This is a genomic window from Acinetobacter defluvii (assembly GCF_001704615.3).
GTDB classification, from domain to species: Bacteria; Pseudomonadota; Gammaproteobacteria; order Pseudomonadales; family Moraxellaceae; genus Acinetobacter; species Acinetobacter defluvii.
In genome coordinates this window covers 2,276,751-2,298,628 of the sequence record NZ_CP029397.2, presented here as the reverse complement: position 1 = coordinate 2,298,628, position 21,878 = coordinate 2,276,751, and the positions used below count along the sequence as shown (strand labels likewise).

The window sequence follows — 21,878 nt, the reverse complement described above, 5'->3', positions numbered from 1 at the left end:
ATATAATTATTCATCATGCTTTAAAAGATTTAAAAATTATGTGGAAATAACTTTTCAAGATTAAATTAAGACCAAAGTCTAATAAGTCGAGATTTAGATTTTTCAATACAAGAAAAATCAACTATTTAAAAAATTTATATAAAAATATTGCTGAGTAAAAATGACAATCAATGCTCAAAAATAAACTTAAATTGGTATGACCAATAAGTGTGTCTTTAAATTAATTATTGCTAATTTAGGTTCTAAAATTTAATATTGCTGCGCTTGGAGGTATAATTTTTTAATTTATTTCATTATTGGTATGACCAATTTAAGAATTAATTGAATTGGTTGATATGAGAAAGTGATCCCTGAAAGCATTTCAAGGAGAGGACAATGCTTCAACAATGGCAACAGATTTATGATCCAATGGGCAATATCTGGATTTCCAGTTTAATTGCCCTAATTCCAATTATATTTTTCTTCCTTGCTCTGGCTGTATTTCGTATGAAGGGCAGTGTTGCAGGGACAATTACGGTTGTACTGGCACTTTTGGTGTCTTTATTTGCTTATCAAATGCCCAGCATGATGGCATTTGCTTCGATGGCATATGGTTTTCTGTATGGTTTATGGCCGATTGCTTGGATCATCATCGGTGCGGTATTTCTTTATAAAATCTCTGTAAAAACAGGGCAGTTCGATATTATTCGTTCTTCGATTTTATCAATTACTGAAGACCAACGTTTACAAATGCTCTTGGTTGGTTTTGCATTTGGTACTTTCCTTGAAGGTGCGGCAGGTTTTGGTGCGCCTGTGGCAATTACTGCTGCACTTTTAGTGGGGCTAGGTTTTAAACCCTTATATGCTGCTGGTTTATGTTTGATTGTAAATACAGCGCCTGTTGCTTTTGGGGCAATGGGGATTCCCATTATTGTCGCTGGACAGGTTTCTGGTGTAGATACTATGGAAATCAGTCAGATGGTGGGTCGTCAGTTGCCATTTATGGTGATCATCGTTTTATTTTGGATCATGGCCATTATGGATGGCTGGCGTGGCATGAAAGAAACATGGCCAGCAGTTTTAGTTGGTGGCGGTTCTTTTGCATTGGCACAATACTTAACCTCTAACTTTGTTGGACCAGAACTGCCTGATATTACGGCTGCGATTGCATCACTGGTGTCACTCACCATTTTATTAAAATATTGGCAGCCTAAACACATTTTCCGTTTTGCAGATCAAGACAGTAGCATCGATGAAAACCTAGCTGCACAAAGACAGCGAAAATACACAATTGGTCAAATTGCTAAAGCATGGTCGCCTTTTGCGATCTTGACGGTGATGGTAACGATTTGGAGTATTCAACCATTTAAAGCTCTATTTGCAAAAGATGGTGCGTTGGCAGATTGGGTGATTTCAATCAAAGTGCCGTATTTGCATGAATTGGTTCAGAAAATGCCACCTGTGGTTGCTGATGTAAAAGATTATGAAGCAATTTATAAATTTGACTGGTTGTCTGCAACAGGAACAGCGATTTTTATCGCCGCAATTATTACCATTATTTATTTAAAAATGAAGCCGAAAGATGCTGTAGTGACTTTTGCTGAAACAGTGAATGAACTGAAAATTCCAATTTATTCAATTGGGATGGTGTTGGCTTTTGCTTTTATTGCCAACTATTCAGGTATGTCTGCAACGCTTGCACTTGCACTTGCGCATACAGGTCAGGCATTTACCTTCTTCTCACCATTTTTGGGATGGTTGGGCGTGTTCCTGACAGGTTCAGATACATCGGCAAATGCATTGTTCTCTGCATTGCAGGCGACCACAGCACAACAAATTGGTGTACCTGAAGTTTTACTTGTTGCAGCCAATACCAGTGGCGGTGTCACAGGGAAAATGATTTCTCCGCAGTCGATTGCAATTGCATGTGCAGCTGTTGGCTTGGTGGGTAAAGAATCAGATTTGTTCCGTTTTACGGTCAAACACAGTATTACCTTTACCGTGATGATTGGTATTATCATTACGCTACAAGCCTATGTGTTTCCGTGGATGATTCCATAGCAGATGCAATGACGTAATAATTTGAGGATAGCAGATGAAAATCTCCGACAAAGTGGTACAAAGCTTACGGATGTTGATTGAAGAAAATCACATGCAAGTTGGAGATCGTTTACCTGCTGAACGGAAGTTGTGTGAACAACTCGGAGTTTCCCGCTCTTCTTTGAGAGAGGCGATTTCACAACTGAGCAGTACGGGCATGCTGGTCAGCAAAGTTGGAGCGGGAACGTTTTTGCAACAATTGCCCAGTAATTGGTCAACATATCAAATCGTTGAGCCATTAAGCAATCTGATCGATGAAGACCCTGCCTATCGTTTTGATGTGCAAGAAGCACGAATGATTCTGGAAGGTGGGACAGCATGGCATGCAGCGCAACGCGCAACGGCGGAGGATTTGGAAAATATTCGCCAATGCTTTGATCAAATTAGTCATTTTCAGTCTATGGGCGATGATGATCAAGCTGCGATTGCAGATGCTAAATTTCATTTAGCGATTGCTGAAGCTTCGCATAATTTGGTGTTGATTCAAATGATGCGTGGGCTGTTTGATTTGTTGCAATACAACGTGGTTTTGGGACGGCGTAAAGTGTATACCGAAGCCAAACGTTATGATCAATTGTACGAACAACACTTTCAAGTGATGGATGCAATTGAGCGAAAAGACCCAGATGCTGCACGAAAAGCAGTCTGTGGACATATAGAATTTGTAGTTCAGCAAGTGCGCATGATTGATGAAGAAGAAGCTCGTCGACATCGTGCAAGCCGATTAAATAGGATCTAGAGCATGATTATTTCTTCTGCAAATGACTATCGTGAAGCTGCACGACGTCGTTTACCGCCATTTTTATTTCATTATATTGATGGAGGAGCATATGCAGAATATACGCTTAAGCGAAATGTAGAAGATTTATCAAAAATCGCACTTAGGCAGCGTGTTTTAAATGACATGTCGCAACTCAGTTTAGAAACTAAACTGTTTGATGAAACTTTGTCGATGCCTGTGGCATTGTCGCCTGTAGGTTTGACGGGAATGTATGCTCGTCGTGGTGAAGTGCAAGCAGCAGTTGCAGCAGATAAAAAGGGCATTCCATTTACTTTATCGACTGTATCTGTTTGTCCAATTGAAGAAGTTACCCCTGCAATTAATCGTCCAATGTGGTTTCAGTTATATGTACTACGTGACCGTGGTTTTATGAAAAATGCCTTGGAACGTGCTAAGGCGGCAGGCTGTTCGACACTAGTTTTCACTGTCGATATGCCCGTTCCAGGCGCACGTTATCGTGATGCACACTCTGGGATGAGTGGTCCAAATGCAGCAATGCGTCGCTATATACAATCTTGTTTTCATCTGCATTGGGCATGGAATGTAGGCTTGCTGGGGCGTCCACATGACTTGGGTAATATTTCAAAATACCTCGGTAAACCAACGGGTTTAGAAGATTATATTGGTTGGCTCGGTAATAACTTCGATCCATCTATTTCATGGAAAGACCTTGAGTGGATCCGTGAGTTCTGGGATGGTCCAATGGTGATCAAAGGAATTCTTGACCCTGAAGATGCTAAAGATGCAGTACGTTTTGGTGCAGATGGTATCGTGGTATCGAATCATGGTGGTCGTCAGCTGGATGGTGTTTTATCGTCTGCGCGTGCGCTTCCTCCGATTGCTGATGCGGTCAAAGGTGATATTAAAATCTTAGCGGATTCAGGTATTCGTAATGGTTTGGATGTGGTACGAATGCTGGCTCTAGGTGCGGATACGTGTATGCTAGGACGTGCATTTGTCTATGCTTTAGGTGCGGCAGGTGGTGCTGGTGTTTCTAATTTATTGGATTTGATTGATAAAGAAATGCGTGTAGCTATGACGCTAACAGGTGCGAAAACAATTGCAGATATTACTGAGGATTGTTTGGTGAAGTTAGAGAAAGAGTTGGTGGGGTAATTATTTTTGCTAGTGAATCTCTCCCTTTTATAAAAGTGGGAAAGGTTATTTGATTCAAATAGTAATACTCCTTCTCCCTTTGGGAGAAGGTTGGGATGAGGGGTTAATTGAAAAGCACCTCTCCCTAATCCTTACTTGCGCTGAATTTGAAAGCAGTGCTTCTCTTAAAAAGCACCTCTCCCTAACCCTCTCCTGAGAGGAGAGGGAATATTAAAAATGGAAGACAGTATAAAATGCACACTCAATCATCACAAACTATCCAAAACCTCATCAACATCGTGGGTCAACAACATGTTCTGACGAGTGATAACGACACACGCCTATACCGCCAAGGTCGCCGCTATGGTTCGGGGCAAGTATTGGCTGTGGTGGTTCCGGGGACTTTGCTTGAGCAATGGCAAGTGTTACAGGCAACGGTGAATGCAGATTGTATTGTGATCATGCAGGCTGCAAATACAGGTTTGACTGGTGGCTCAACACCATTTGGGGATGACTATGACCGTCCTGTGGTTTTGATCAGTACCCGAAGATTGGTGGGTATTCAGGTCATTAATGAGGGTAAACAAGTGATTTGCTTACCCGGCGCAACACTGGATAAACTTGAAAAAGATTTAGCACCGTTTAATCGTGAGCCACATTCAGTGATTGGTTCATCGTGTATAGGTGCATCAGTACTTGGCGGTGTATGTAATAACTCTGGTGGTGCATTGGTGCGCCGTGGTCCTGCTTATACAGAATTAGCCTTATATGCACGAGTCAATGATTCAGGTGAATTAGAGTTAGTGAATCATTTGGGTGTGAATCTGGGTGAAACACCTGAACAGATTTTAACTGCGTTAGAAAACAAAAATTATCAAAGCAATGACATTATTAACGATTCAAGTTGCTGTGCTTCCGATCAGCGTTATTCATATGATGTAAAACAGGTCGATGAAAATACCCCTGCACGTTTCAATGCAGACCCATCACGTTTATTTGAAGCATCAGGTTCGGCAGGTAAAGTCTGTGTATTTGCGGTGCGTCTGGACACCTTTGAAAAGATTCCAAGTCAGGTATTTTATGTGGGTACAAACTCACAGGATGATTTAACCGAAATTCGCCGTTTTTTACTGAAAGATTTGCCACATTTGCCGATCGCAGGCGAGTATATTCATCGTGTCGCCTATGATATTGGTGCGGAATATGGCAAAGACAGTTTCATGTTTATTGAGAAATTCGGTACGGCAAAAGTGCCTGCCGCATTCGCTATGAAAGACAAAGTCGATGGTTATTTGGAAAAAGTCGGTTTACGTGGGTTATCTGATAAAGTTTTGCAGATAGTCACTAAAATTTTGCCAAATCATTTGCCAAAACGGATGAATGAATTTCGTGATCTCTATGAACATCATTTGATGATTAGAATTGAAAATCAAGATGTTGATCATGTTGAGCAATATTTAAAAACGTATTTTTCAGATAAATCTTCAGGCAATTATTTTCATTGTACAGAAGAAGAGGGGCGTAAGGCATTTTTACATCGTTTTGCGGTGGCAGGTGCTGCGATTCGCTATCGTGATACACATCGTTCGGAAGTGGAAGATATAGTCGCGCTTGATATTGCGTTACGCCGTAATGATCGTGAATGGGCGGAAACCTTACCTAAAGCAATGGATGAAAAAATCATTCATAAATTGTATTACGGACATTTTCTGTGTCATGTGTTTCATCAGGACTATATTGTGCAAAAAGGCGTTGATCCTTTAGCGATGGAACATGAAATGTGGCATTTACTGGATGATCGTGGTGCGGAATATCCTGCGGAGCATAATGTTGGGCATTTATATGTGGCGAAACCTGCATTAAAAAATCATTATCAAAAGTTAGATCCGACCAATCGTTTTAATGTAGGCATTGGGCAAACCAGTAAATTAAAATATTGGAAATAAAGTTACTGAAAAAAAGGGACTCAAAAGTCCCTTATAAATATAAATTAGAATTTAACTGTAGAAGCAATCGTTTGTGCTGCTTTTTCATTATATAAATGACATACATTTTTTGCAGCTGCTAAAAGATAAGTTGCTCGCAATTTTTCTTCAGGTGTACCATTTTTTAGATCATCTTCATAATCTTTCAAGGACTCATCCATATTAAACTCAACACCTTTCTGTGTTAAGAATGCTGAATAATAGTTGTTTTTATATAAGGCATAGCCATACGACTCATTTGAGAATGTGTCTGCTTTTAAGTAAGCAGTCGTATCCTTAAAGTTTCGTAAGGTTGCTGTTTTATCATTTTTCAATGAAAGCCAGCTTTGAGCCAATGTGTTTTGCTGTTCTTTATTATTTAAATCAGCATCTAAATCTAAATATTCTTGAGTATTTGAGAACTCTTTTAATTGTAAACAACTTGAGCCTTCAGGAAACTTGACTTTAGAAATAGTGGTGTATAAATCTAACAAATCATGTTGAACTGGAAACTTATCTGTTAAATTTTGAGTAATTGCGTAGTAAGCAGAGGGAGATATTGCCTCTAAAAGATTTTTACCACTCAAATTTAAAGTTGTATATTTTGTTGTATATTGCAAACCTTTAGAACCAATACTTGAGTAAGGGTTTAAAGTCCATTGTGTATTAGATGCTTGAACGGTACCTGAGTAATGTCCCAGTTCTGTATCGAGAGGGGCATTAACTTCATCATAAAGACCATCGATCGTTACAGTCAGCCCTTTATACGAATGATATGAAGGATCTGTACTGGTTTCTTTAGAGTAAGCTTTACCATCTTTAAGTGTTAAAACTTCTTTATCAATAAAATAACCATCTTTTTGATTTGTATAAAAATCATAAGATGTCCATTGACCATTACTTACTGAAGTATTACCACCTGTTTGCCCATTTCCTGTAGTGTTGTTTGAGGAATCATCAGAGTTGGAACCACCACAAGCGGCTAGCATGATTGAAGATAAAACTGCAAAAGAAAGTGCTTTTATTTTCATATATATTCTCAATTTATAAATTTTAGTTGATGAGTTTAATTTACTCAGTTGTATATTATTTAAAATTTAACAAAACGCAATTGCTTACACATTTATTTTTAATTATTTTAAAAAGTTGTTAAATAAATTTAATTTCCATTCATTTTACTTTAAGAGAATAATCAAAACATTTTTGAAGAAAAACATAATGGCAATTTTAAAGAGAGTTTTTCTTTTCGTTTGCAATTTTTTAAATACTTGGCTTTTAAATCCAAACTGTTAATTTGACCTCAAATAAAACAGTTTTGTTGCAAACTTAAGATAATTTTATGACAAACTCAGTAAAGTTCACTCTCAATCTTTAAAAAGTTCATGCTACAATATGTGCCAATCTTAGCACGGCTTAAAAGCCCTACATTTCATAGGACCTCGCTAATGTTTGCCAATATCTCTATTGCTGAATTTGATCCTGAATTAGCGCAAGCAATCTCGAATGAAGATGCTCGCCAAGAAGCGCATATTGAATTAATCGCTTCTGAAAACTATTGCTCACCAGCAGTAATGGAAGCACAAGGCTCAAAACTTACAAATAAATATGCAGAAGGCTACCCAGGCAAACGCTATTATGGTGGTTGTGAATATGTAGACGTGATCGAACAATTGGCAATTGATCGTGCTAAAGAATTATTCGGTGCTGACTATGCAAACGTTCAACCACATGCAGGTTCACAAGCAAACTCAGCAGTCTACTTAGCGCTTCTTAATCCTGGTGATACAGTATTAGGTATGAGTCTTGCTCACGGTGGTCACTTGACGCATGGTGCAAAAGTAAGTTTCTCTGGTAAAACATATAATGCTATTCAGTATGGTTTAAATCCTGAAACTGGTGAAATTGACTATGAAGAAGTTGAGCGTTTAGCAGAAGAGCATAAACCACGTATGATCGTGGCAGGTTTCTCTGCATACAGCCAAATCGTAGATTGGCAACGTTTCCGTGAAATTGCGGACAAAGTCGGTGCATATTTATTTGTTGATATGGCACACGTTGCAGGTTTAGTGGCTGCAGGTGTTTATCCAAGTCCAGTACAAATCGCTGACGTAACTACAACGACAACACATAAAACTTTACGTGGTCCACGTTCTGGTTTAATTCTTGCAAAAGCAAATGAAGAAATCGAGAAAAAACTTCAATCTGCTGTATTCCCAGGTAACCAAGGTGGTCCTTTAGTTCATGCAGTTGCTGCAAAAGCAATTTGCTTTAAAGAAGCAATGGCACCTGAATATAAAGAATACCAAAAGCAAGTGGTTGTGAATGCGAAAGCAATGGCTGAAGTACTCATCGCGCGTGGTTATGATGTGGTGTCTGGTGGTACTGAAAACCATTTATTCTTATTGTCTTTGATTAAACAAGACATTACGGGTAAAGATGCCGATGCCTGGTTAGGTGCTGCTCATATTACAGTAAACAAAAACTCTGTACCAAATGACCCACGTTCTCCATTTGTGACTTCTGGTATTCGTATTGGTACACCTGCTGTAACTACACGTGGTTTTGGTGAAGCAGAAGTTCGTGACCTTGCTGGTTGGATCGCTGACATTTTAGATGCAAAAGGTGACGAAGCAGTTATCAATGCAGTGAAAGCGAAAGTTGAAGCGGTATGTGCCAAATTCCCTGTTTATGCAAAATAAGCATTGACTTGAGAGAGCCTCCTCAAGGAGGCTTTTTTTATAACTTTGAAAAAGTTAGTCGATTATCCAATTATGATATTTTCTGTTATAAGTGGGTATGAGAAATTCATTTTTTATTGCTGTTGCTCTTTCATCACATTTAAATTTAAGGAAGTGAAGTAGATGGCTCAACCAAAAATTATTATTACTGAACAAGATTTACATCGTTTAGAAACGATGCTTGAACATCAATCTAAATTAACCCCTACAATGGAGCATTTAGAAGATGAGTTAGCACGTGCAGATGTGGTTGCGCCACAAGACATTCCTGCAAATATTGTAACGATGAATGCGAAGGTGTTGATTACGATTGCGCCTGCAACAGAAGCAACAGAAATTACCTTGGTGTATCCACATGACTTTAAGGGTGATAAAGGTCAAGTGAATATCCTTGCACCGATTGGCGCTGCAATCATTGGATTGGCTGAAGGGCAAGAAATCGAGTGGCCACAGCCTGATGGCCATACGATGAAAGTTAAAATTGAAAAAGTCCTTTATCAACCTGAGCGTGAAGGGAATTTCCTTTAAGTATTTAAAGCCATCCTTGAGATGGCTTTATATTTTTTTAGCAGTTCGACTATACTAATCTAAGTTTATACATTGAAAGTTATATTCATTTTGCAAGTAGTTGTCATTAAAAAATAAAAATTGATATTTTAAGTCCTGAAAAATTAAAGTAATAAGAAAATGATTTTATAGGTAAACCTTTAGAATAGTTGAATATTCAGACAAGGACTTTACTCCTGCTATTCGTTTTATAATTTCCCCATTTCTAAAAATCAAAGTAGAGGGTAAACCATAGACGTTATAACGTAATGTCAAAATAGGCGATTGGTCGATATTCACTTTACCAAACTTAATCTCAGGATTGGACTCAGAAAATTGAGCCGCGAACTGTTCAAAAATAGGAAAATTTTGTAGACAAGGTGCACACCAGTCGGCATAAAAACGGATCACTGCGACTCCTTCAAACCATTCAAACTCTTGAAAGTTATTTTCTGAATATTCGGTAATGAGTGACATGTTAAAACTTTCCTTCATTTATATTGATTATTTCTTGCCTATTGATTGGATAGAGAGTGAACAGACCAATACATATCAAATTGTGGTTGTTCAGTATGTACATCCATAGACTCCCTCACGATTTGAAAAGCATGTTTTTGATAAAACTGTACCGCATTTGTATTTGCAGTATAAACTTGTAAATTCAACTCGGTAGATTGCTTTTGCAAAAATTGTAAAAGTTGAGAGCCTAAACCTTGTGCCTGCGATTCAGGTGCGACAAACAGTGCTGCCAAATAATGTACTTCTTTTAACAGAGAGACAAAGCCCGTCACTAGACCATTTTGCTCAATGACATGGTTTTCAGCCATTGGGAGATAAATATCACGCATATTGCACAACTGGGCTTGCCAAAAATATGCAGGAATAAAATGATGGGCTTGGGTGGATGCGTCTAGCCAAATTTTAAGCATTTGCGTTATATCATCGGCATGTGCAGCTCTAATCAAATGCATAGAATTAAACATCAATAAACTGAATGATAAGTGGATTATACATAAGTCCACTGTTATTCAAACTGAAGCAGCTTTATGTTCAAATAGAGCAAATTAAAGTAATGAATGAAATAGGAATAGAGGATGTCACAAGCAACAATGCAACAGATTATTATTACTGAACCTGGTGGTGTAGATAAACTGGCGTATGCAACAGTTACAGTGCCAACAGCACAAGCAGACCAAGTCTTAGTGAAAGTGCATGCTTTTGGAATTAATCGTCCAGACATTTTACAGCGTCAAGGTTTATATCCGATGCCGAAAGGGGTAACACCTGTACCCGGTTTGGAGGTGGCAGGTGAGGTTGTTGCAGTGGGCAGTGACGTCACTCAGTTTCACGTGGGGGATAAAGTCTGTGGTCTAACCAATGGTGGTGGTTATGCTGAATATTGCGTTGTGCCTGAAAGTCAGACGATTGCGATTCCACAAGGTGTGAGCTTTGTACAAGCAGCAGCCATTCCAGAAACCTTTTTTACCGTATGGGCAAACGTGTTCCAAATGGGCAATGCCAAAGCAGGTGAAACAGTATTGGTACATGGTGGGGCAAGTGGGATTGGTACGACTGCACTGATGTTGTGTAAGTCTTTGGGATTAAAAAGTTTTGCAACAGTAGGTTCAGATGAAAAAGTGCAAGCGATTGCCGATTTGACCGATGCGATTAATTACAAAACCCAAGATTTTGAGCAAGTGATTAATGAAAAAACAGAAAATGGTGGTGTTGATGTGATTTTAGATATGGTCGGTGCGCCATATTTAGAGAAAAACCTGAATCTATTACGCCGTGATGGTCGTTTGGTTTATATTGCATTTTTAGGCGGTGCCAAAGCCAAAGAAGTGAAGTTGGGTCAAATTATGATGAAGCGTTTGACCATTACAGGTTCTACCATGCGTGCGCGTAATACTGCTGAAAAGGCAGCAATTGCGCAAGGTTTGATGGAAAATGTTGCTCCGCTTTGGGCGAAAGGAGAATGTCTGCCGATGATTTATCGCACTTTTAAATTTGATCAAATTCAAGAAGCACATGCAATCATGGATACAGGTGAACATATCGGTAAGGTTGTAGTGGAAGTGCTTTAAAATTAAATCTGTTTCGTGTAGGGGAGAATTTTCCCTACACGAATAGAGGTCTGAAATAAGATGTAGTACAACATCTGTATAATTCTCAAATTTTAACTCTGATTTAATTTTAAAATTATGCGAAAATAACCCTTCAAATTTTTTGTATTTTAGGACTCCCATGACAGATTCTTCTGCATCGTTAAGCGATATTGAAATTTTAGATATTTTACAGTCAATGAAATCTGACGAATTAAATGTCGAAGCAAAAAAAATCATTCGTGAAGGCGGAAAAGCAGGGCGTCAAGAATCACATAAACAAGCTTTAATAGCATTGCATGACAGTTTTGAAGAAAAGTTTGTGGAAGCAGCCACCTTGGCGTTGCATTTAAATGAAGCGCAAGCTAAAAAAATTCGTTATAAAAAAGATCGTATTCGCATTTTGAAAGCCAAAGGGATTGATTATCTTGCCATCGATGGGGCTGAAACAGCGCAGGTTTTAGCGCAAGTCGCACAAGCCATTTTGCGTGAAGATGCAACGGTAACCCATGATTTACATAATATTTTTCCATTTTGGAAAGAAGGTTGGCCGATGGTGCAGTTTGATAGTGCTTTCAAAATTTTAGATGAAGATATTATGATTCATTATCAAGCAGTTTTAGATACTTTGATTCAACGCCATTGATTACTTAAACAGGTGTTTTAAAAATAAGATTAAAATCGCTGAACAATAATTGTTTAAGAAGCTCTAAATTTAGAGCTTCTTTTATTTTGATGTTATTCAGTGGCTTCACTTTGGTCAGTTTCTGGCTCACTTCTTTCAAGTAAACGTGTGACCAATAATTGGTCGATTTTAAAATGGTCTACGTCTACTACTTCAAATTTATAGGCATCAAAGATGACAGTATCGGCAGGACGAGGAATTTTACGTAGCTTATACATCATAAAGCCAGCTAAGGTTTCATAGTTTTCTTCTTCAGGCATTTCATCAAGTGCCAGCGCATGCTTTAAATCCTCAATCGGCGTACTCCCGTCAATCAACCAAGAATTATTATCACGTTTAATGATTTGCTGTTCCTCTTCGATCGGGGTAACCCAGTCTCCCATCACCGTAATCATAATGTCTGAAAGCGTAATCACGCCCACTACAAGTGCATACTCATTGATGACCACTGCGAATTTTTCTTTGGTTGAGCGAAAACGATCAAGCAACTCAGACAGCGTCAAAGTATCAGGAATGGTAAGGACATTACGGATGGTATTTTCATTGAGTTGTAACAAAGACTGATTATTTAAAATACGCACTAAAATATCTTTAGAGTCGACATAACCAATTACATCATCGATATTATTATTACATACTAAAAACTTTGAATAGGGATACTCTGCAAGTTTTTGACGAATACTTTCTTCTGATTCTTTTAATGTGAAAAATACTACATTTTCTCGTGTGGTCATACTAGAAGGAACATTTCTTTCTTCAAGTTCAAACACATTTTCAATAAAATGATGTTCTTGTTTTTGTAGAACACCTGCTTGCGCACCTGCATCCATGACTGCAGAAATATCATCAAAAGTAATATTGTCATCACGCGTCGTATTGACTTTAAATAGTCGAAATAACAAATTGGCGATCATGTTAATAAACCAAGCCAAAGGTTTACACACGATGATAAAAATTTGAATCGGGTTAATGACGGCGACTGCGATTTTCTCAGGTGCGATCATTGCCAAACGTTTCGGCATTAAGTCAGCAAATAAGATGAATAATGACGTGACTAAAGTAAAAGACAGTGAAAAGCTAATGGTATCTGCCCATGGTCCTGTATAAAAACCTGAAACTAAACTCAAGAAATAAGGACGAAAAGCACCTTCACCCAATATACCGCCTAAAATCGCAACTGCATTTAGACCAATTTGAGAAGCTGCAAAAAAATCTGCTGAATTTTCTTGTAAATCAAGAACCTTTTGTGCCCGGTCATCTCCAGTTTCTGCGAGTATTTTTAATTTAACTTTGCGTGCGCCAGCAAGGGCGATTTCAGTTAAAGATAAAAATCCAGCACCTATAATAAGGAGTGCCATAATGACGATATTTTGAAAAAGGCTCACGAATCCACCTGTGGATCTTGATTATTATGAATATTTTTAACACAAAAGCACTCAAGAGAATATTAAATTGGGCTCTTGAGTGCTTAGTATAATCTGAAAATGTTAAATCTTATAAAACTAGATCATTAATAATGTGAAAATTGTGAATTATTCATGAGAAATTCACGATTTTCCTCATCAATCATTTGACGTGCAACATACAAAATTAACTGACGTAACCACCGATGCGCAGGATGATGATGCAGTAAAGGACACCATGCCATTTTTAATTCAAACTCTGGAATATAAAAAGGCGGGTCTTTAATCAGTAAATTTTGGCTTTTGGCTTGTAAGCGAGCAATACGTGTTGGTAAAGTCGCCACTAAATCAACATTTGATGCCAAAAGTGCTGGCATTTGATAATGGCGAGTAAATACTGAAATTTTACGTTTTTGCCCAATACGTTCTAATGCTTGGTCAATCCACCCAAGTCCAGCTTGTTTTTCAGGATTTACACCAAAGCCAACGCCCATCCCTGTTTTCGATACCCAAATATGTTGTGCATCTAAGTAACTTTTTAGGTTTAGATTATTGGCAGCAGGGTGCTTGCCATTCAGTAAACATGAAAAACTGTCACGCCATACCAAAACCTGATGGAAGCTTTGTGGAATTTCATTAAAACGATTAATCGCTAAGTCGACCTTACCTTGTTCCATATCACGATAGGACACATCACTGGGTGTTAAAAAGTCTAAAACGACATTTGGCGCTTCAGAACGTAATGCTTTGACTAGACGAGGGACTAAAGTCGCTTCAGCATAATCAGAAGTCATGATACGAAAAACACGGTTTGAAGTATAAGGACGGAACTCCGTACGTGGTTCCAAAATCATGGATAAATCAGACAATGCATCCCGAATACGGGGTTGTAACTCTAAAGCACGTTCTGTTGGCGTCATCCCTTCGGATGAACGAATCAAGAGAGGATCATTAAATAAATTACGCAAGCGGCGCAAAATATTACTCATCGCAGGTTGAGTCACACCCAATTGTTCTGCTGCACGGGTAACATTCTTTTCACGTAATAACACATCAAGGTAAATTAAGAGATTGAGATCAACCCGCTCAAGATTCATATAAAAAATACCGAAAATAAATTTTTAAAATCACGAGAGATTATGCCACAAGCAAATGACTTTGTGTTAAATCAGGATAAAAAAACTCAATTTTACAAAGTCTAATCTTATAATAATTCACTTTGTAAAAATATAAAAAACTTGATGTTGCTGAATTGAGTCAAAATATGCCAAAGGCATGTTCAATACAGGCGTTTAAGCTGTAAAACTTAGTTAAAATTGCATAGAAAATGAGCTGAGGATTAACCTATAAATGTCAAAATTGGCAAAAAATTACAGCTAAAAATAAAAATAAATACAGTTTGGTACGTATTCAAGACTTAAGTCTAATATGCGCATGATTGCTTTAATGTGTGATTTTTACACAAAATGATTAGCAATAAGTTTTATTTAATTTTATATAAAACAATAAATTAATATTTTGTAATATAATTATAATACGACTTTGATCTACATATTTTTTAAATAAATATTGAGAATTAACGCAGAATATTGGATTAATTGGAAGAGTCCCTCTAAGCTAAGTCCATAACAACGAAGCGTACTAAATCTGAACAAATAGATAGCGACTAGATTTAGCGATTCGATGGATGAAATCCTAATATTAAGACAGGAAAAAATCATGACTACATACCAAACAGCGATTGATGCAATCCGCGAATTAAAAGCAAAATTCGGCAACACTTGGGCAGACATCAGTCCTGAAGATGCTGCACGTATGCAAATGCAAAACCGTTTCAAAACTGGTTTAGACATTGCGAAATACACAGCTGCGATTATGCGTCGTGATATGGCTGAGTATGATGCTGACTCTAGCAAATACACTCAATCATTAGGTTGCTGGCACGGTTTCATCGCACAACAAAAAATGATTGCGAACAAAAAATACTTCGGTACTACAAACAAACGTTATATCTACCTTTCAGGTTGGATGGTAGCTGCGCTTCGTTCAGAATTCGGTCCACTTCCTGACCAATCTATGCATGAAAAAACTTCAGTTCCTGCATTGATCGAAGAAATCTACACTTTCTTACGTCAAGCTGACGCAAAAGAATTAAACGACTTATTCCGTGCGTTGAAAAAAGCACAAGATGCTGGTGATACTGCAAAAGCTGCTGAAATCACTGCACAAATCGACAACTTTGAAACTCACGTTGTGCCAATCATTGCGGACATCGATGCTGGTTTTGGTAACGAAGAAGCAACTTACTTACTTGCTAAGAAAATGATCGAAGCGGGTGCTTGTGCACTACAAATCGAAAACCAAGTTTCTGATGCGAAACAATGTGGTCACCAAGCTGGTAAAGTAACTGTTCCGCACGAAGACTTCATCGCTAAAATCCATGCATTACGTTATGCATTCTTAGAAATGGGTCTTGATGACGGTATCATCGTTGCGCGTACTGACTCTGAAGGCGCTGACTTGACTCAAAAAATCCCAGTGGTTAAAGAGCCAGGCGACATCGCTTCTCAATACATCAGCTACTTAGACACAACTGAAATTGACATCGCTGACGCTCAAGAAGACGAAATCTTGATCAAACGTGATGGTAAATTACACCGTCCTAAACGTTTAGCTTCTGGTTTATATCAGTTCCGTGCTGACACGCAAATTGACCGTGTAGTACTTGACTGTGTAACAAGCTTACAAAACGGTGCTGACCTTCTTTGGATCGAAACTGCAACGCCAAACGTTGAAGAAATCGCTCACATGGTGAACCGTGTTAAAGAAGTTGTTCCAAATGCGAAACTTGTTTATAACAACTCTCCATCGTTCAACTGGACTTTAAACTTCCGTCAACAAGCTTACGACCGTTGGGTTGCTGAAGGTAAAGACGTATCGAACTATGACCGTGCTAAATTGATGAGCGCTGAGTACGATAACACTGAATTAGCTGCTGATGCTGATGAGAAAGTACGTACATTCCAAGCAGATGCTTCTCGTGAAGCTGGTGTGTTCCATCACTTGATCACACTTCCGACTTACCACACTGCTGCGCTTTCTACACATGAGCTTGCACAAGGTTACTTCGGTTCTGAAGGTATGTTGGCTTATGTTGCTGGCGTACAACGTAAAGAAATCCGTGGAGGTATCGCTTGTGTTAAACACCAAGCAATGGCGGGTTCAGACATCGGTGATGATCACAAAGAAATCTTCTCTGGTGACAATGCACTTAAAGCGCATGACGATGCTAAAAACACAATGAACCAATTCTCTGCTCACTAAGCATTGATTTGATTCAAAAAGAAACCCAGCAAAAGCTGGGTTTCTTTATTAATAAATATACATAAAAATTTAAAAAGCTTTGAATTAATTACTTTCTTTATTCAATTTATAATGTTCAGCAAGTGCACTGTCAATCTTTGCACCTGTATCACGGTCACGCGCTTCAATAAAGTTTTCACCGACAAAGAATTTACGATTATCAGCAGCTTGATCTAGGGTAATGATGCTACCGGTATTATCAAAAGTAAAACTACCTTTAGATTCAAACTTTTTACCTTCGCCTTTACCGCCTTTATACTCTTCTTCTAACTCATAAGTTTTATCGGCATTCAGTTTTAATTCAGTTTCGATCCCTTCGCAGTCAGCACATGGAAATAACCCTTTGTATTTGCCCGCCCAGTCTAAACTGGTTTTAGCGTTGTGTGTTGTATCTGGTGTAGTTGCTGGTGCACTAGCTTGAGTTTGTGATTGTTGGATTTGAGGCGTGTTTTCAACTTTTTCAGCAGCGTTTTCAGTCGGTTTAGAACAAGCTGTTAAAGCAAAACCAGAAAGTGCAAGAATTAAAAGAGTTTTTTTCATATTTTCACCAAGTGTTAAAAATTCAATTTATATTAGCCTAATTAAGTTATAGGCTCTACTGTAGTTAAAAATAGTGAACTCCTGTAAACAAATGCAGTATTTTGTATTGGTCGGTTTTTATATGCTTAGATTTTTGAGAAATAAATCACATTTAAATGAATTATTACAAATAAAAGTATGAATAATTTTTTTAGGAAATTATCTATATATGCAAAACTAATCATAAAAAATGAAAATATTTGGGAAAATTGTAGTAGAAAAATCATTAGATTCAGTATTTATTCACAAGTGTAATTTAATTGTCTATAAAGTGATCTGCTACTAGGTTTTTTATAGTTAAGGTGTTGCTACAATTCAGAAATTTTTTTGTATTTGGTGTGTTTGTGTTCGAGAAATTAGCTGAACAAAGTCTTGAGGCAATGGGGTGGCAGATTGATAACCATTGGGACTTAACTATTGATCAATGTGTGATGATTGCTGCACCACATACCAGTAACTGGGATGCTTTATATGCCCGTTTGGCACTGAAAGCATTAGGTGTCAATGTGCGTATTACGATCAAAGACAGTTATATGAAATTACCTTTTGGTCCTTTTGTACGTGCAATGGGGGGGATCGGTATTGATCGTCGTCCTAAGAACGGGGGAGAAGCTCGTCCAAGTATGGTTGAGTTGATGACAGATTTATTTAGAACACATCCAAAGTTGGTCATGTTGGTGACCCCTGAAGGAACCCGTGCAAAACAAGAAAAGTGGAAAACAGGTTTTTATCATGTGGCTATGAAGGCAGGTGTACCAATCGCATTGGCTTATATGGATTATGCTAAGAAAAAAACAGGCATTGGTAAGATCGTCTATCCTTCAGGTGATTATGAAAAGGACATGGCTGAGATTATGGGTTTTTATGCACAAATTCATCCCAAATTTCCTGAACTCTTTAGTGTTGATACACGGTATTATTCTGAAAAATAATTTAATGACGCTCCCACTAAAAAGATAGGTTTTAATCCTGTCTTTTTATATGTAATCTACAAAACGATGTTATCAAGCTTATGAGTTTTCTCACTCTCGATGAAGTTCAACATCGCTTGTTTCACTCTGAATACCCCCTAAAGATTCACAAGCAGACTTATAAACATCGTATTGCTGCTGTATCACATTGTCTAAAGGAATCTTAAAAAGTACATCCCCTGATTTATAACGATCAATATAACCACTTGCTTTTTCACGACTAACGGCTAAAGCACGTTCATGATAAGAGGTAATTGGACTATGTGCTAATTCTGTGCTTTCTATATTTTTACACTCAAATTGACTGAGTAATTTTTCCGCTGATTTTATTTCGCTAGATGTGCCAAGAGCGCAACCTGTTAAGATAAAAGTAAAACTGAACAAAAACGAGAATTTCATCACAATAATTGTATAAAAATGAGGAACAAAATTATATGCCTAATGGTTTGAATTAAATAGTTAAATTTGATTAAAAATTAGCACATTAATGATGTTTTTATTGCATGGTTTATTTTAAACTGTAAGTAAATATTTATATTAATGCAGATAGGCTTAAAAATACGCCAGACGCAAATAATAAACTCAGCACGATACGTTTAAATTGTATTTCAGAAATTTTATAAAATAATTGTGCGCCTAAAATTGCAGGAAGACTGACACTCATCATAAGCACAAGGATATAAGGTAGGTGGTTAGTATTGATTGTTCCCTGTACAATATAAACGAGCAGGGTAAAAAATTGAATGGCAAAATTAAAATGACGCAGCACATAGCGTTGTTGTTGTTTAGGCAGTTGTTTTAACATCACCCATGCAGAAGGCAAGGCACCACAAAAACCACCTAACCCGCCTAAGATACCCCCTAAAAAACCGATACTACTGTCTGCCATGTTTCCCATTTTTTGGATATGAGGCAACTCAGGTGCAAAATAAATCGTGGGACACCACAACATTAAAAAGAAACCTAAGATCATTTTAAAAAGATTTTGGTCAATATAATGTAACAGCAGAGTGCCTAAAGGTACGCCTATTAAACCTGCGATAAGATAAGGCTTCACTAAAGAAAAGGGGAGGGTATGCTTTTGTTCTTTGCTTAAGGAGATGAAGTGGCTCCAAAGTGAAGCAAATACCACTAAGGGAGCGGCAATTTGTACAGGTAATACCCAAATCCAAAAAGACATGGCGATTAGGGCAAAGGCAAAACCTGTTAAGCCTTGAACAAAACCGGCAATAATGGCGCCCATACAGAAAACTAACCAAATCAAGAACAACATCCGAGAAGTAAAGATTTAAATAAAAAAGTGAGAGATTTATACATGCGGATGGATAGCTTGCAAAAACTTATCCATTTTACGGGATTATGGATTTTAATTGAAATGAGTAATTTTGCATTGTATCTGAATAAACCTGTGATCTACATAAAGGCTTTAGCATAATAGGTGCATTACACACTGTATTAGTTTTATACGTCTAAATTTTTATGCATTTAAAAAACTCTTTAAGGTGTTGTTTGGCGTAAATGAGTTTGTAAAATCCGACGTAACTCTAAAATCACTTCAGGTTTTTCATGAATAGAATGCCCACCATTTAGTACTTTTTCTGAAATTGCACCTGCTAAATGCGAACTGCTATAAGGCACGATTCCGTCGGACATCACCTCTGGATCATGACTTTGGGTTTTATTGCCGATAATTGAGTGATAAGGCACCAAAGGAATAGGCATGATATTCGTGGTTAAGCGCATAAATCGTGAATCACGACTTAAATCCGCAGGACCTGAACGCACTAAACCTGCAGATGAGCTTTTTTGATGTGGAATTTGAATATTGACATTATTTAAAAATGTTGTCGGTAATACTACGAGCTTTTTCGCAATATTAGTGAACCAACGGTCTGCAAACTCAGTACCATGATGGGGCGCAGCAATAAAAATAGCACGACTAATCGGTTTTAAGGGTTTAAAAATAAAACGATTGTGAATTACTGGGTTGCGTTGTAACTGGATATGCTGTTCATAATTCATATAGGGAATGGCTTGCTCAGAAATATCGGCATCACTCATCAATAAACGGCTAATTACACCGCCCATACTATGCCCAATCAGCACTGCATCTTTGGCAGATGGACTGTTGGGTTGAACTTGGGCAAAGGCTTGTTTAAGTAAGGCATGGATCTGATAGCGACTTTCAAAAATGGGCATATTGGTAGAGTAAAAAACTTGCCAAACTTGAAAATTTTCACGCAGTTTTGTGTCGCCCATAATGTTGTTAGTTAAAGAAATCCAGGTTTCAGGACTGCTTGCCAAGCCATGAATCATTACAATGATTTTTTTATTGGGCTGATAAGGCTCTAATTGATACACATGTGGCATTCGCAATTTTTCTTCACGATTAAGCAGCGTCCAATAACCTGCTGAACCGAGTTTATTTTCTGCTAACCATAAACCAAAGGGCACAGAGTAATTAGCAGTTAAGGTATAGTCATGCTGATGTACATGTGCTGTTTTGTATAAATTAGGATCATAAAACTCAACTTTAAAAGTTGCTTTGCCTGATAAAATATCAGTGACTGAGCTGTTGGCTTGCGTCGGTTGTGCAACTGTACTCACTGGTAAGTAACGTGCTTCATGAATATTGGGGTTGGGTTGGTTTTTATAAGTATCTTCAGGATCTAGAATAAAATCATTCTTAAAAGAATAATTTTCACCTATTTTAGGGGCTTTGATAATGACAAACTCAGCGCCTAAACCCTCTTGACGGTTAATACTATAAAAGCCTGAAAAATTGAGAGTATAACTTGATTGTAGTTTGGTTACTTGTGCATTTTGCAAGGCAGGATAATGAGTTAAGTCAAACGTATATAAAGATGAACCCAAGATGAGTTGTTCAGGAATTTTAGTATAGGCAAAACGGTCATAGGCTTTGCTCATTAATTGCGATAATGCAACATTATAAAAAGTACGCACTTGCCCCTGACGTAAATCGAATAGTCTAGTTTCAGGGGCTTGTGAAGATAAAAATAAATAGACATAGCTATATCTTAAACTTTGATCAAAATAACTGAGTTGCAGATCACGACAATTTTGAGAGGCAGTTGCAGTTTTGCCACGGCTTGAAGCCAACATACCTGTGCATTGATTTTGTTTTTGTAACTGAATGGCTTTATTTAAATATAGTTCACTTGCCGCAGAATAAAACTGGTCTTTATCTAAAATATCATTTTTTGCAAGCTGTTCGATACACTGATCAATTTGGGTTAGGCATTGATCTGCTTCAGTATTTTGTAAAAGTAAAAAACTGCGAGTGGCTTCACTGAGTTTGTTTTTGGTTAAAATGTGATCTGTTTTTTCATTTAATGCAGATTGTAAATGATTTTGTTTGATTTTGACGAGCTGACAACCACTTAAAATACTGATACAGAACGTTCCGAGTAAACTCAACTGCATGAGTTTTACAATACGAAAATTAATCATTGGTAGTCACTCACGATTGTATGATTTGCTCTCCATTAGCGAAAAGCATAGCGTTTGCTGAATAGGATTGCTATATCAAGCGCATGTTTTTTAGCTTG

The 21,878-nt window shown here is 37.7% G+C and carries 19 protein-coding genes; 10 read left to right on the top strand and 9 right to left on the bottom strand.

Going from position 1 to position 21,878, the window contains the following annotated elements; genetic code table 11:
• The first annotated feature begins 375 nt into the window (after positions 1–375).
• The 4 genes from lldP to dld all read left to right on the top strand — a co-directional run bounded on the left by lldP (position 376) and on the right by dld (position 5,901).
• Positions 376–2,040 carry an L-lactate permease gene (gene lldP, locus DJ533_RS13355; protein WP_065994617.1) on the top strand — a complete coding sequence of 555 codons (1,665 nt, stop codon included), beginning with the start codon at positions 376–378 and terminating at the stop codon, positions 2,038–2,040.
• A 34-nt stretch (positions 2,041–2,074) separates the two neighbouring features.
• A complete protein-coding gene (gene lldR / locus DJ533_RS13350; protein ID WP_065994616.1) occupies positions 2,075–2,818 on the top strand; it encodes a transcriptional regulator LldR in 744 nt (247 codons plus the stop codon).
• Positions 2,819–2,821: 3 nt separating this feature from the next.
• Positions 2,822–3,976, top strand: a complete 1,155-nt coding sequence (gene lldD / locus DJ533_RS13345) for an FMN-dependent L-lactate dehydrogenase LldD (protein ID WP_065994615.1) — start codon at positions 2,822–2,824, stop codon at positions 3,974–3,976.
• 233 nt (positions 3,977–4,209) lie between these two features.
• On the top strand, positions 4,210–5,901 hold the full coding sequence (gene dld / locus DJ533_RS13340; protein ID WP_065994614.1) for a D-lactate dehydrogenase: 1,692 nt from the start codon (positions 4,210–4,212) through the stop codon (positions 5,899–5,901).
• Positions 5,902–5,945: 44 nt separating this feature from the next.
• On the opposite strand, the gene DJ533_RS13335 is transcribed toward dld, so the two are convergent.
• Positions 5,946–6,950 (bottom strand): hypothetical protein, encoded by a 1,005-nt coding sequence (locus DJ533_RS13335; RefSeq protein ID WP_065994613.1) that lies wholly within the window; start codon positions 6,948–6,950, stop codon positions 5,946–5,948.
• A gap of 414 nt (positions 6,951–7,364) precedes the next feature.
• Between DJ533_RS13335 and glyA the strand changes: the two genes are divergently transcribed.
• Positions 7,365–8,618 (top strand): serine hydroxymethyltransferase, encoded by a 1,254-nt coding sequence (gene glyA, locus DJ533_RS13330; protein ID WP_065994612.1) that lies wholly within the window; start codon positions 7,365–7,367, stop codon positions 8,616–8,618.
• A 162-nt stretch (positions 8,619–8,780) separates the two neighbouring features.
• Entirely contained in the window at positions 8,781–9,185 is a 405-nt protein-coding gene (rnk, locus tag DJ533_RS13325) for a nucleoside diphosphate kinase regulator (protein ID WP_065994611.1), read from the top strand.
• A gap of 165 nt (positions 9,186–9,350) precedes the next feature.
• Here rnk and DJ533_RS13320 read toward each other — a convergent pair whose 3' ends face one another.
• Together DJ533_RS13320 and DJ533_RS13315 are read right to left on the bottom strand one after the other, a co-directional pair.
• Positions 9,351–9,680, bottom strand: coding sequence for a thioredoxin family protein (locus DJ533_RS13320; protein ID WP_065994610.1), 330 nt, complete (start codon positions 9,678–9,680; stop codon positions 9,351–9,353).
• A gap of 38 nt (positions 9,681–9,718) precedes the next feature.
• Entirely contained in the window at positions 9,719–10,174 is a 456-nt protein-coding gene (locus DJ533_RS13315) for an N-acetyltransferase (RefSeq protein WP_065994609.1), read from the bottom strand.
• Between the two features lie 123 nt (positions 10,175–10,297).
• Here DJ533_RS13315 and DJ533_RS13310 point away from each other — a divergent pair, with 123 nt between their 5' ends.
• Together DJ533_RS13310 and DJ533_RS13305 are read left to right on the top strand one after the other, a co-directional pair.
• On the top strand, positions 10,298–11,290 hold the full coding sequence (locus tag DJ533_RS13310) for an NAD(P)H-quinone oxidoreductase (protein ID WP_065994608.1): 993 nt from the start codon (positions 10,298–10,300) through the stop codon (positions 11,288–11,290).
• Between the two features lie 160 nt (positions 11,291–11,450).
• Positions 11,451–11,954 carry a hypothetical protein gene (locus DJ533_RS13305; protein ID WP_065994607.1) on the top strand — a complete coding sequence of 168 codons (504 nt, stop codon included), beginning with the start codon at positions 11,451–11,453 and terminating at the stop codon, positions 11,952–11,954.
• 92 nt (positions 11,955–12,046) lie between these two features.
• Here DJ533_RS13305 and DJ533_RS13300 read toward each other — a convergent pair whose 3' ends face one another.
• Both DJ533_RS13300 and DJ533_RS13295 read right to left on the bottom strand, forming a co-directional pair.
• The gene (locus tag DJ533_RS13300) at positions 12,047–13,378 is read right to left on the bottom strand and encodes a hemolysin family protein (protein ID WP_065994606.1); all 1,332 of its coding nucleotides are present in this window, start codon (positions 13,376–13,378) and stop codon (positions 12,047–12,049) included.
• 125 nt (positions 13,379–13,503) lie between these two features.
• On the bottom strand, positions 13,504–14,493 hold the full coding sequence (locus tag DJ533_RS13295) for a LysR family transcriptional regulator (protein ID WP_065994605.1): 990 nt from the start codon (positions 14,491–14,493) through the stop codon (positions 13,504–13,506).
• A 622-nt stretch (positions 14,494–15,115) separates the two neighbouring features.
• Between DJ533_RS13295 and DJ533_RS13290 the strand changes: the two genes are divergently transcribed.
• A complete protein-coding gene (locus DJ533_RS13290) occupies positions 15,116–16,720 on the top strand; it encodes an isocitrate lyase (protein ID WP_065994604.1) in 1,605 nt (534 codons plus the stop codon).
• Positions 16,721–16,804: 84 nt separating this feature from the next.
• Here the strand turns inward: DJ533_RS13290 and DJ533_RS13285 are convergent, their stop codons facing one another.
• Positions 16,805–17,299 (bottom strand): copper resistance protein NlpE, encoded by a 495-nt coding sequence (locus tag DJ533_RS13285; protein ID WP_065994603.1) that lies wholly within the window; start codon positions 17,297–17,299, stop codon positions 16,805–16,807.
• 419 nt (positions 17,300–17,718) lie between these two features.
• Between DJ533_RS13285 and DJ533_RS13280 the strand changes: the two genes are divergently transcribed.
• The gene (locus tag DJ533_RS13280) at positions 17,719–18,270 is read left to right on the top strand and encodes a 1-acyl-sn-glycerol-3-phosphate acyltransferase (protein ID WP_081406120.1); all 552 of its coding nucleotides are present in this window, start codon (positions 17,719–17,721) and stop codon (positions 18,268–18,270) included.
• Between the two features lie 90 nt (positions 18,271–18,360).
• On the opposite strand, the gene DJ533_RS13275 is transcribed toward DJ533_RS13280, so the two are convergent.
• The 3 genes from DJ533_RS13275 to DJ533_RS13265 all read right to left on the bottom strand — a co-directional run bounded on the left by DJ533_RS13275 (position 18,361) and on the right by DJ533_RS13265 (position 21,780).
• Positions 18,361–18,708 carry a hypothetical protein gene (locus tag DJ533_RS13275; protein ID WP_065994601.1) on the bottom strand — a complete coding sequence of 116 codons (348 nt, stop codon included), beginning with the start codon at positions 18,706–18,708 and terminating at the stop codon, positions 18,361–18,363.
• Between the two features lie 133 nt (positions 18,709–18,841).
• Positions 18,842–19,552, bottom strand: a complete 711-nt coding sequence (locus DJ533_RS13270; RefSeq protein ID WP_407647697.1) for a sulfite exporter TauE/SafE family protein — start codon at positions 19,550–19,552, stop codon at positions 18,842–18,844.
• A 254-nt stretch (positions 19,553–19,806) separates the two neighbouring features.
• On the bottom strand, positions 19,807–21,780 hold the full coding sequence (locus DJ533_RS13265; protein ID WP_065994599.1) for an esterase/lipase family protein: 1,974 nt from the start codon (positions 21,778–21,780) through the stop codon (positions 19,807–19,809).
• Positions 21,781–21,878 lie beyond the last annotated feature (98 nt).